Raw genomic sequence first — 11321 nt, 5'->3', positions numbered from 1 at the left:
GGTGCGGCTGGATTCCAGCCGCACCGGCGCCTTTTGCTTTTCCGGAGAACCTAGAGCAGGAAAGTCCACGGGCGGTCAATCTACCTGCCTGTTATTGGCTTGTCCGCCGAGAGGCTGATGGTCTGTCCGGCGGCGAGTTCCCCGTGCGGGACGTTGGCGTATTCGTACCAAGGAGGGGAACCCGGTTTGGGCCTGTTCGCATCACCCAACTCGGCGGTCTCCAGGTTGAAGCGGAACGCAATCCTGCGTTCGATGTCTCCCGGCGCCGTCGTATAGGTCATCGGAACGCCGTCCGCGTCCCGCGTGAAGGTGCCGCTTGCGCCCTCAATCCTTGCCTCACCCGGCATGAGGGTGATCTTGGTGCCTGCGGGAAGCGGCGATCAATCCATTGAGCATAAGGGATCCGCCCGGCGGTAATGGGCGACAGCGCCCCAATCTAATTCGATGTAGTTGCGCGGCCGGATGGCATTTCAGTAGGCCGTTCGCCGGAATGTCCTTGGCGTCCGCTGATGACGAATTCGCCGAGCACAGTTTTGCCGTCGAGGTCATAGACAGGGATCGCGATGTCTTTGTTGCCTCGGGCCGCCTGCCAGGCGAGGGCGTCCGCGGGGCTCTTGAACGTCTTTATCGCAGCAGTTCCATTGGCTTCTTCCAAGTCGACCCGGTAAACATAACCGGACTTTCCGTTGGTGGCGACGACGGCGATCAGGTCCGGGACTCCGTTCTCCATGTTTTCCGCGCCGTAGGTTTCGCCTTTTGCGTTGGTTGCCCAGTCCGTCACCTCCTGCTTGACGTATTTGACCGAGAGTTGCCAGCGACTCGTGGGTTCCGTCTTGATGGTGACGCTGTGCCGGCCCGGGGCAAGGTCCATAGTGTATTGGCCGTTCCATCCGCCGTCCTTCTCACGGCGGTCGACATCGGCCTGCCAACATTCGACGCTGGCGCCGTCCTCGAATTCGAATCGCCCCGGTGTAAGGCACACCAGTTCCAAATGGATTCCGGTGGTTCCCTCCGGTGGTGTTCCCAGTTCAATGGTGGCAGTGCCCGCATATGTCTCCGTTACCGGTGCAGCCAGCGGTGTGATCCGTTCGCCGCCGGGAATAGCCAAGAGCCCTGACGCCGTGGCGCCGATACCGCCGAGCAGGCCGGTGCCTGCCAACACACCGGCGCCGAGCCACAGGCGGGCGCGGCGGCGGGTTCGGGCAGGCGACTGCTTTCGCACGCTGGACACAAGCTCTTGACGCAAGGCATTGCTGAAGCCGTCGTCCACGAGCAGGGGGCTCATGGCTGTCCTCCTTCGAACAGCGGGATACGGGTAGGTTTGGGACGGTTCTCCGCCAGCACCGACCTCAGGCGCTGACGCGCCCTGTGCATGCGGACCTTGGCCGCTCCCGGGCTCAGCTTCAGCACTGCGGCCGCTGCCGTGAGCGTGTGGTCCTCGAAAACAACCAGGCTCAGCAAGCGCAGATCCGTGGCGTCCAGGGATTGCAGCGCCAAGGCGAGTTCGCCGTCGAGTTGGTCCTGGACGGTGCCGAATACGGGATCGACCGCTTCTTCCCCGTGCGGCAGCGAGTCCAGGAAGCGGCGGTAGCGCCGGGCCGCCCGGCTGCTGTTGCGCGCACAGTTAGTGACGGTGACCAGCAGCCAAGGGAGCACCGAACCCTCCACAATCCGGACCTTGGCCCGCCGCCGCCATAACTCGAGGAACGCCGTCGCCATGATGTCTTCAGCGTCATGCCGGTTCCCGGACAGCCGGTAAGCGTGGCGGAAAACGCGGTCGCGGTGCTTGTCGTACAGCTCCCCGAAGGCGTCGCCGTCGCCTCTGAGGCTGCGGGCCCAGAGCGTTTCCTCCGCCGATTGAACATCCCCCATGCCCTGTATTGTCCGCGGAGACGCGAATGGTTACACGTGAATCCAGGGAATCAGTGCTCGGGTACCTCGTCGCCGGCAACCGGCCCGCCCGCTGCCTGCCCTTCCGCCACCTCCCGGCCAACCACGGACTCGGCGTCCAGCGGGTGCTCGATCTCGTCCGTCAGCATCCGTGCCGCGAACAGGGCCACCACGGACATCAGCGGGCACACCACGCCTGCGGCCAGGAAGATCAGCCAGATCGGCACCACCTGCGCCGCCGGGCCCGAGAGCGCCATGGACACCGGCATCAGCGCCAGCGACACGAAAAAGTCCAGGCTCGAGATGCGTCCCAGCAGGTGGGGCGGGACCCGGCGCTGCAGCAGCGTGCCCCAGATGACCATGCCCACGCTGCCGGTGGCGCCGAAGATGAACAGCGCCGCGGCCAGCACCCAGAAGTTGTCCATGATCCCGACGGCGGCAAGCGGCATGCTGCCGATCCCCCAGGACGAGATCATGATGGTCAGGTAGCGCCGGGGGAGCTTGAACGAGGCCGTGGCCAGCGAAGCGATTGCGCCGCCCACGCCCATCACCGCCAGCAGGAAGCCGAACATGCGCGAATCGCCGTGGAGCTGGTCCCGCACCACGAACGGGATCAGCACCTCGATCGGTCCGATGATGAAGAGCACCGACAGGCAGGCCCAGATCAAGGTCCAGAGCAGCCACGGCGTGCGCAGGGTGTAGCTGACGCCTTCGCGCAGGTCGAGCAGGAAGGAACGGACTGCGCCGCCGCGGCGGGAACCGCCGTGGACGGTACTGCCCGCAGAGCCTGATTCCGCGGCCCCGTTGGCCGGCGCATCCAGGGCATGCCGGCCGAGGAAGTTGAGCACGATGAACGCCGTCAGGTGGCACAGGGACACCCCGGTCACGGCCCACGGCGGCGATAGCGACGCCACCACCACGCCGGCCACGGCGGGCCCCGCGGCCTGCTGCAGGATGGGCCGCATAGTGCCCTCCATGCCGTTGGCCGCGAGCAGGTCCTCGGCCGGCAGGATCCTCGGCAGGATCGCCGAGTACGCGGGGAAGAAGAACGCCGCGCCTACGCCCAGGACGAAGGAACCCGCGGCGAGATGCCACAGCTGCAGCAGCCCGGTCATCGAGAGCAGGCTGACGGTGCCGATCACGGCCAAGTTGGCGCCCTCGACGGCGATGATCAGCAGACGCTGTGGCACCCGGTCCGCCGCGATCCCGCCGGCCAGCACGAACGCCACCAGGCCGACCGCCGCCGCCGTCGCCACCAGGGACAACTCCACCGGCCCGCCGCCGAGCTGGATCACCTGGTACACCATGGCCACGGCCCACATGCCGGAGCCGAAGATCGAAATGGCCAGGGCAGTGATCAGCACCCGGTATTCACGGTGGGCAAAAGGTCGGAGGGCTCGCGGGGCAGCCATCAGCCCAGCCTACCGCCGGAAAGCCGCCGTTTCGACGTGTACGTTTCGATCGGGTTTCAGTGCCTGCGCGGGGACTTCAGCCCGGTGTCCAGCTTGCTGCGGACCTCGCGCTTCACGCGCGAGGCAAGTTCGCCGTCGTGTGCCTCCAGGAAGGTGCGCACCGCCTGCGGATCCCACGGCACCAAGGAACGCAGCGCCCAGCTGAGTGCCTTCACCACGGTGTCGTCCCGGTCATGCATGAGGAGGAGTACGACGGCGAGCGTCCGGTCGCGGTCGCCGGTGCCCCAGCGGGAGCGGGTATTGAGGACGGTGGTGGACACGAGCGCCAGCCGCCGCCACCAGCGGTTGCCGTTCCGGGCCCAACCGGCGATGTCGGCGTCGCTGACCAGCCCCTCGCGCCAAGCCGGGCCGCTGAGGATGGTGCCGAAGGCATCGGCCTGGCCCCACGACGCGATTTCGGACCCCAGTTGCCGCAGGCCGTCCGCGGTCAGGGAGTGGAAGGCGGCGTCGTGCGCATTGATCAGTTCCCAGCCCAGCCAGTCATAGCCGGCCGCCCGGAGACCGTCGGCGAGCTCGAAGACTACGGCGGAGTCCGCCGTCGCGATCTGGGCTGAAAACCTGCGCCGCAGGGCGCGGAGGCTGTGGGCGTCGGCCTTTTCCAAAGCGTGCACTTCGTCGAGTACACGCTCCAAAAGATGCCCCGGTCTGGCGTCCCCCGGAGCCCCAGCAGCCAAGCGTGGAGCCACGCTTAAATTTTAGGATCGCCGGGGACTTTGGGCTATTGGCCGGCGGGCTCGTCTTCGTCCGGACCCTCGGCGGGGTCCTGACTGTGGAGGCCCGTGTCGTGCGGAACCCAACCCTCGGTTTCGCCCTCGGCGGGTGCGTCGCTGTGGTGCCTGACGTCGTTCAGATTGATGTTCTTCTTCATTCCGGATACTTCCTGTCCTGGCTTGGACCGGTCCCTGTGAACGGTTTCAGTCTACGCCGGAGGGGTCCTGCGCGGGCCCCACCAAGTAGGCTGGGGCCGGAACGCACGAACCCTTTCCACGACGGAGGTGAGCATGGCCAAGCGCCCCAACCCGGCAGCGAAGATTGCCCAGGAAACCGTCCACAACGCGATGTTCGACGAGCACGGAAATCCCAAACCCGGCGTCCACAGCGTGCTCCTGCGCGCCGTGGAAGTGCAGCGGCCACTCGTCCTGGCCAACCTCCGGCGCCTGCACCGCCGCCACCCGCACGCAGCGGCCGCGCAGCTGGCCGCCAAACTGGAGCGGGACTACCTGCTCGCGGTCACCGGCGGGGGAGCCGCGGTGGGGGCCACCGCCGTCGTGCCCGGCATCGGAACAGCTGCCTCGCTGGGGCTGTCCGGGCTGGCCACCGTTGGCTTCCTGGAGGCGACCGCCCTGTACGCGGCGTCGCTCGCCGAACTGCACGGCATCCACCTGACCGACCCGGACCGTGCCCGCACCATGGTCATGGCGATCATGCTCGGCGAAGAAGGCACGGCCCTGCTGGGCGCACTCAGCGGACAAACCCGCGGCCGCGGCAAGGGCGTCACCCAGGCCTGGGGCAAGACGCTGGGCAAGAAGATTCCCGGCAGCGGCTTCGGCATGGTCCGGGACGCCATCCAGAAGGCCTTCCTCCGGAGCCTCCTGAAGCGCCAGGGCACCGCGTTCCTCGGCCGGGCCCTGCCTTTCGGAGTGGGCGCCGTGGTGGGCGGCGGCGGGAACCTGATGATGGGCCGGGCCGTGGTGGCCTCGGCCAAACACGCCTTCGGGCCGTTGCCGGATACGATTCCCGGGGAGCTGCTCGCAGACACACCAAGCACCAACGCCCTGACGGAAGGAAACCATGGACCTGAACGCTGACCTGGGGGAGGGCCTCGGCTCCTGGACGATGGGCGACGACGCCGCGGTCTTCCGGCTCGTCAGCAGCGCCAACGTGGCCTGCGGCTTCCACGCAGGGGACCCCGTGACCATGTTGGACAGCTGCCGCGCCGCCTTCGAACTGGACGTCCGCGTGGGCGCCCACGTCGGCTACCGGGACCTGCACGGCTTCGGCCGGCGCAGCATGGACATGTCCTTCGACGAGCTTTACGGCGACGTGCTCTACCAGCTGGGCGCCCTGGACGGGATCGCGCATGCGGTGGGCGCCTCGGTGGACTACGTGAAGCCGCACGGCGCCCTGTACAACCGGATCGTGCACGATACCGACCAGGCCGAAGCCGTGGTGGCGGCCATCCAGGCCTACGACCCCGGACTGCCCGTGCTCGGCCTGCCCGGCTCCGCTTTCCTGCGGCTCGCCGGCGAGGTGGGCCACCCCGTGTTCCACGAGGCCTTCGTGGACCGCGGCTACCAGCCGGACGGCACCCTGGTGCCGCGCTCCCAGGAAGGCGCCGTGGTGCACGACGCCGGCAAGGTGGTCGAGCGGGCCGTGCGCCTGGCGACCCGGGGCGAACTGGAAGCCGTGGACGGTTCCGTGGTCCGCGTCCGGGCGGACTCGCTGTGTATCCACGGCGACACCCCCGGCGCGGTGGAACTCGCGGCCGCGGTGCGGAAGGGCCTGGAGGACGCCGGCGTGGAGATCGCGCCGTTCGCCTGAGGTGCTTCGCGCCGTTCGCCTGAGGCGCGCCTAGCCGAACACTAGGTGCGCCACCGTGAAGATCGCCAGCCCGGCCAGCGCACCCACCACCGTGCCGTTGATGCGGATGTACTGCAGGTCCTTGCCCACTTGGAGCTCGATCTTCTGCGACGTCTCTTCGGCGTCCCAGCGCGCCACCGTGTCCGAGATGACCCCGGCAATGTCCGAACGGTAGGTGTTCACGAGGTAGCCGGCGGCATCGCCGATCCAGGCGTTGACCTTTCCGGCGAGTTCGGCGTCGTCCACCAGGCGGGTGCCGAAATCGCGCACCGCGGACTTGAAGCGCAGGGTGAGCTCCGAGTCGGGATCGTCGACGGCGGTCAGCAGGGCGTTCTTGATGGTGCCCCACGTGCGGGAGGCCAACTCGCGGACCTCCGGGTCGCCGAGGATCTGCGCCTTGATCCCCTCGGCCCGGGCGATCATCGCCGGATCGTGCTGCAGGTCGTAGGCGAGCTCGGTCAGGTACGTGTCGATCGACTGCCGTACCTGGTGGTCCGGGTCCGCCTGTACGGCGCGGATGAACTTGGACAGTTCGGTGTGGACCTTGTCGCCCACCAGGTCGTCCAGGAAGGATGGCACCCACAGCGGCGAACGGTCGGAAACGAGCCGGTTCACGGTGTCGTGGTTGGCCGCCACCCAGTCCGCCGCCCGGTCAACCAGCAGGTCCACGAGCCGGTGGTGGTGGCCCTCGGCGAAGATCCGCTCCGCCATCCGGCCCACGGGCGGCCCCCATGGCGGAGTCAGCACGTGCCTGCGGAACATGCCCTCGATCACGGCCTGGACGTCGTCGTCGTTCAACACGGTGAACGCGCCGCGGATCACCGCGGAACCCTCCTTGGCCACACGCTCGGGCCCGCCGGGGGAGCGCAGCCACTCGCCCGCCTTGCGCGCGATGTCCACGCTGGCCAGCTTTTCCTTCACCACCTGCTCGGAGAGGAAGTTGTGCTCCACGAAATCGGACAGGGAGGCGCCGATCTGGTCCTTCCGCCGCGGGATGATCGCCGTGTGCGGGATCTTCAGGCCCATCGGGTACTTGAACAGGGCGGTCACGGCGAACCAGTCCGCCAAGGCGCCCACCATGCCCCCTTCGGCCGCGGCCCGCACATATTCCAGCCACGGGTACTGCTTCTGCAGGGCGAACGCCACGGTGAACACCACGGCCATGCCGATCAGCAGGGCCAGCGCCACGCTCTTCATCCGGCGCAGCGCTGCGGCTTTGGCGGCGTCGTTCTCGGACAGGGCGGCCGGATGCCCGACGGCGGCCGGCTCCTCGGCGGGGCGGGCATCCGGTGCGTTTGCCTCGCGGGTCCGCTCCGGCGTCGGGATTTGTTCAGAGTTCACCTGCATGTGCCCAGCGTAGCCCCGTGCCCGACAGGCAGGTGGGCTACCGTGTCAGCATGACTATCGAGGCACCCGAGAGCGGCTCCCCGGAAAGCGACTCTTCGGAAAGCGCGGCCCCGTTGCGCCGGCCGCTGGTCTACGCGCACCGCGGGGCCAGCGCGGTCTTCGCTGAGCACACGCGCGCGGCGTACCTGAAGGCGATCGCCGACGGCGCCGACGGAGTCGAGTGCGACATCCACCTCAGCCGGGACCAGCACCTGGTGCTGTTGCACGACGCGAACCTGGACCGCACGTCCGACGGCACGGGCCCGGTGGCCGAGAAGGACCTTGCTGAACTGCGCACCCTGGACTTCTCGTCGTGGAAGGGTGCCCGGATTCCCGATGAGTACGGCGGGATCTCCGAGCAGTTCCTGACCTTGACCGAACTACTGGACGTCCTGCGCGGCGCCGGCCGGGAGATCGGGCTGGCGATCGAACTCAAGCACCCCAGCCCGTACCAGCTCAAGCTCGAGGACCGGCTGCTGGAACTCCTGGTCCGGGAGGGCTGGGACGCGGAGAGTTCGCGGCTGGACAACATCCTGGTGTCGTTCATGAGCTTCAGCCCGGACTCCGTGAAGCACCTGCTGCAGTACGTTCCGGCCCGGCACATCTGCCAGCTGGTGGACGAGGTGAGCGTGGAGGAAGTCCGCGAGGAACTGGGCCTGGGCCGGATCACGGGCGGGGCGGTGGCCAACGTGATGAAGGCTGCCCAGCTGGAGGGCGAACGGATCCTGGACGACTGCGAGGTGGGGTTGGCAGGGCCGGGAATCGACTACGTCCGCAAGCATGCCCGCACCGTGCAGCGCTGGCTCGACTCCGGCCGGCGCTTCCGGGTGTGGACCGTGGATTCGGAGCGGGACGTGGCGCTCTGCCAGGGCCTGGGCATCCACGAAATCACCACGAACAAGCCGGCCCAGGTGCTGGCGCAGCTTCGCGTCTCTTAAACCCAACTGGCTGGCAGTTGTTGTCGTTCTGAGCCTTCAAAACGACAACAACTGCCAGCCAGATTGCGTGGCTACCGCTTAGTGGCCGGGGCTTACCGGGCCACCGGCTGCGGCGAGGTCAGGCGGTAGAGGGAGTCGACGTCGCGCACTGCTCCCTTGTCCGCCGAAGTGGCCATGGCGGCATAGGCGCGCAGGGCGGCGGAGACTTCGCGCTCGCGGCCCACCGGGTGGTAACCCGTGGTGGCCTCGAGGCGCTCACGGCGGGCATCCAGTTCGGCGGAATCCACCAGGAGTTCCATGGAGCGGGTGGGGATGTCGATGCGGATGAGGTCGCGGTCCTGCACTAGGGCGATGGTGCCGCCGGAGGCAGCTTCCGGGGAGATGTGCCCGATCGACAGGCCGGAGGTGCCGCCGGAGAAGCGGCCGTCCGTGATGAGGGCGCACTTCTTGCCCAGGCCGCGGCCCTTGAGGAACGACGTCGGGTAGAGCATTTCCTGCATGCCCGGACCGCCCTTGGGGCCTTCGTAGCGGATGACCACCACGTCGCCTTCCTTGACGGTCTTGTTCAGGATCTTCTCCACGGCTTCGTCCTGGGATTCGCAGACCACGGCCGGGCCCTCGAAGGTCCAGATGGACTCGTCCACGCCGGCGGTCTTCACCACGGCGCCATCGATGGCGATGTTGCCGCGCAGCACGGCCAGGCCGCCGTCCTTGGAGTAGGCGTGCTCCACGGAGCGGATGCAGCCGCCCTCGGCGTCGGTGTCCAGCGAGGTCCACTCGTTCGACTGTGAGAAAGCGGTGGAGGAACGGACGCCGCCGGGGGCAGCGTGCCACAGGGCCTGCGCTTCCTCGGTGGCCTTGCCGCCGCGGATGTCCCAGTCGTCCAGCCAGCCGTCCAGGTCGGCGGAGTGCACGGAGTGGACGTCCTTGTGCAGGAGGCCGCCGCGATTCAGTTCGCCCAGCAGGGCGGGGATGCCGCCGGCGCGGTGCACGTCCTCCATGTAGTAGGTCTTGTCCTTGGCCACGTTCGGGGCCACCTTGGCCAGGCAGGGCACCTGGCGGGACTTGGCGTCCATCTCGGCCAGGCCGTAGTCCACGCCGGCCTCCTGGGCCGCGGCCAGCAGGTGCAGGATGGTGTTGGTGGAGCCGCCCATGGAGATGTCCAGGGCCATGGCGTTGTCGAAGGCCTTCGCCGTGGCGATGGAGCGCGGCAGCACGGAGGCGTCGTCGCCGTCGTAGTAGCGCTTGACCAGCTCGACGACGGTGGAACCGGCCTTCTCGTACAGCGCCTTGCGCGCGGTGTGGGTCGCCAGCACCGAACCGTTGCCCGGCAGCGAGAGGCCGATGGCCTCGGTGAGGCAGTTCATCGAGTTGGCGGTGAACATGCCGGAGCAGGAGCCGCAGGTGGGGCAGGCGTTCTCTTCGATGAGGTTGATGTCCGCGTCCGAGATGGACTCGTCCACGGCGTCGGCGATCGCGTTAACCAGGTCCAGGGAGCGGACGGAACCGTCGGTCAGGGTCACGCGGCCTGCCTCCATGGGACCGCCGGAGACGAACACCGTGGGGATGTTCAGGCGCAGCGCGGCCATGAGCATGCCGGGGGTGATCTTGTCGCAGTTGGAGATGCACACCAGGGCGTCGGCGCAGTGCGCGTTGGCCATGTACTCCACGGAGTCGGCGATCAGGTCGCGGGACGGCAGGGAGTAGAGCATGCCGCCGTGGCCCATGGCGATGCCGTCGTCCACGGCGATGGTGTTGAATTCGCGCGGCACGGCGCCGGCGGCGAGGATCGCGTCGGAGACGATCCGGCCTACAGGGGCCAGGTGGGTGTGGCCGGGGACGAATTCGGTGAAGGAGTTGGCCACGGCGATGATCGGCTTGCCGATGTCCGAGTTGGCGACGCCGGAGGCGCGCAGCAGTGCGCGGGCTCCGGCCATGTTGCGGCCGTGGGTAACAGTGCGTGAGCGGTATGCAGGCATGTTCCCCAGTCTCTCGCGCGAATAACCCGGGCACCAAGACGGCGTCAATACTGGTAGTGGCAGTACTAGAGTTGGTTCCTGGGCAACGCGGGGTCACTTACGGCCCATGTTCGGTGCCCGGATGGGCCGTTAAGTGACCCCGCGTTGGTGACTTTTTTCGGAAGGAGCGGCAATGGCGGAAACCGAAGCGTGGCGCAAGGAGCTGGGAAACTTCCTGGCTGCGCGCCGTCGTCAGGCAGTGCGCAGCAGCTACGGGCTGCCGCAAGCGGCCCGGGGCAAGGACGTGGGGCTGCGCCGCGAAGAGGTGGCGTTCCTGTCCGCCATTTCGGTCACGTGGTACACGTGGCTGGAGCAGGGCCGCAAGGTGAACCCCTCCCGCGAGGTGCTGGCCTCGCTGGCCGCCGTGCTGCGCCTGGATGCGGCCGGCGAGCGCTACCTCTTCACGCCCTTCGGCTACGCGGTGCCGGCTCCCGGACCGGGCACGGCTGAAACCACCGAGCACGTGCAGCGGCTCCTGGACGCCATCGACCCCAACCCGGCGCTGGCGCTGGAGGGCAATTGGGACATCGTGGCGTGGAACCAGGCCTACGCCGAGCTGTTCCCGCGGGTCCTGGAGGTCTCCGGGGCGGAGCGCAACCTGTTGAAGCTCGTTTTCACGGATCCCGCCGTCAGGGCCCTCCTGCCCGACTGGGACCAGACCAGCGCCCAGTTCCTGGCCGAGTTCCGTGCGGAAACCGGCTCCCGCATCCAGGACGCCCGCAAGGCCAGCCTGGTGGCCGGGCTGCTGCAGTCCAGCCCCGAGTTCCGTGCCCAGTGGGAGGCGCACGGCGTGCGCGGCTTCACGCCCCGGACCCGCTCCTTCAACCGTCCCGACGGCGGCACCGGGGTCTACGAACACCACCAGCTGACCCTCGCCGACGCTCCTGCGCTGAAGCTGATTGTCTATACGCCGGCGTCGCCCAACTAACTCGCAATTGTTGTCGTTATGGGGCCTCAATTACCCAGGGGCTTCGCCCCGCCGTGGGCATGGAAAATGTGTGCAGGGGCGGGGTCTCTGGCGTGGTGCCGGTTGCGCG

At 68.0% G+C, this 11321-nt stretch carries 12 protein-coding genes; 4 read left to right on the top strand and 8 right to left on the bottom strand.

The window, feature by feature from the left end; translation table 11 throughout:
- Positions 1–80: 80 nt before the first annotated feature.
- The 6 genes from D3654_RS12200 to D3654_RS20500 form a co-directional block, all read right to left on the bottom strand.
- Positions 81–347 (bottom strand): hypothetical protein, encoded by a 267-nt coding sequence (locus D3654_RS12200; RefSeq protein ID WP_120521766.1) that lies wholly within the window; start codon positions 345–347, stop codon positions 81–83.
- 89 nt (positions 348–436) lie between these two features.
- Positions 437–1285 carry a peptidase M56 family protein gene (locus D3654_RS12195; protein ID WP_120521765.1) on the bottom strand — a complete coding sequence of 283 codons (849 nt, stop codon included), beginning with the start codon at positions 1283–1285 and terminating at the stop codon, positions 437–439.
- Positions 1282–1872, bottom strand: coding sequence for an RNA polymerase sigma factor (locus tag D3654_RS12190; RefSeq protein WP_120521764.1), 591 nt, complete (start codon positions 1870–1872; stop codon positions 1282–1284). The genes D3654_RS12195 and D3654_RS12190 overlap by 4 nt, the downstream gene beginning before the upstream one ends.
- A 50-nt stretch (positions 1873–1922) precedes the next feature.
- Positions 1923–3302: an MFS transporter gene (locus D3654_RS12185; RefSeq protein WP_120521763.1), complete on the bottom strand. Its 1380-nt coding sequence runs from the start codon at positions 3300–3302 to the stop codon at positions 1923–1925.
- A gap of 56 nt (positions 3303–3358) precedes the next feature.
- Positions 3359–3973: a DNA alkylation repair protein gene (locus D3654_RS12180; protein WP_162943724.1), complete on the bottom strand. Its 615-nt coding sequence runs from the start codon at positions 3971–3973 to the stop codon at positions 3359–3361.
- Positions 3974–4080: 107 nt separating this feature from the next.
- Positions 4081–4230, bottom strand: coding sequence for a hypothetical protein (locus D3654_RS20500; RefSeq protein ID WP_162943723.1), 150 nt, complete (start codon positions 4228–4230; stop codon positions 4081–4083).
- Positions 4231–4363: 133 nt separating this feature from the next.
- On the opposite strand from D3654_RS20500, the gene D3654_RS12175 reads away from it, so the two are divergent.
- Together D3654_RS12175 and D3654_RS12170 are read left to right on the top strand one after the other, a co-directional pair.
- Entirely contained in the window at positions 4364–5170 is an 807-nt protein-coding gene (locus D3654_RS12175) for a hypothetical protein (RefSeq protein ID WP_120521761.1), read from the top strand.
- On the top strand, positions 5154–5903 hold the full coding sequence (locus D3654_RS12170; RefSeq protein WP_120521760.1) for a LamB/YcsF family protein: 750 nt from the start codon (positions 5154–5156) through the stop codon (positions 5901–5903). The genes D3654_RS12175 and D3654_RS12170 overlap by 17 nt, the downstream gene beginning before the upstream one ends.
- Positions 5904–5933: 30 nt before the next feature.
- On the opposite strand, the gene D3654_RS12165 is transcribed toward D3654_RS12170, so the two are convergent.
- Positions 5934–7289, bottom strand: coding sequence for a DUF445 domain-containing protein (locus D3654_RS12165; RefSeq protein ID WP_120521759.1), 1356 nt, complete (start codon positions 7287–7289; stop codon positions 5934–5936).
- Positions 7290–7339: 50 nt separating this feature from the next.
- Between D3654_RS12165 and D3654_RS12160 the strand changes: the two genes are divergently transcribed.
- Positions 7340–8266, top strand: a complete 927-nt coding sequence (locus D3654_RS12160; RefSeq protein WP_120521767.1) for a glycerophosphodiester phosphodiesterase — start codon at positions 7340–7342, stop codon at positions 8264–8266.
- 92 nt (positions 8267–8358) lie between these two features.
- Here the strand turns inward: D3654_RS12160 and ilvD are convergent, their stop codons facing one another.
- Positions 8359–10245 carry a dihydroxy-acid dehydratase gene (gene ilvD, locus D3654_RS12155; RefSeq protein WP_120521758.1) on the bottom strand — a complete coding sequence of 629 codons (1887 nt, stop codon included), beginning with the start codon at positions 10243–10245 and terminating at the stop codon, positions 8359–8361.
- A gap of 172 nt (positions 10246–10417) precedes the next feature.
- Between ilvD and D3654_RS12150 the strand changes: the two genes are divergently transcribed.
- Positions 10418–11212, top strand: a complete 795-nt coding sequence (locus tag D3654_RS12150; RefSeq protein ID WP_120521757.1) for a helix-turn-helix transcriptional regulator — start codon at positions 10418–10420, stop codon at positions 11210–11212.
- Positions 11213–11321 lie beyond the last annotated feature (109 nt).

It is taken from the genome of Arthrobacter celericrescens, assembly GCF_003614925.1.
Taxonomy (GTDB): domain Bacteria; phylum Actinomycetota; class Actinomycetes; order Actinomycetales; family Micrococcaceae; genus Arthrobacter; species Arthrobacter celericrescens.
Note: the sequence above shows the minus strand (reverse complement) of the source record. Positions and strands in the feature narration are given on the sequence as shown.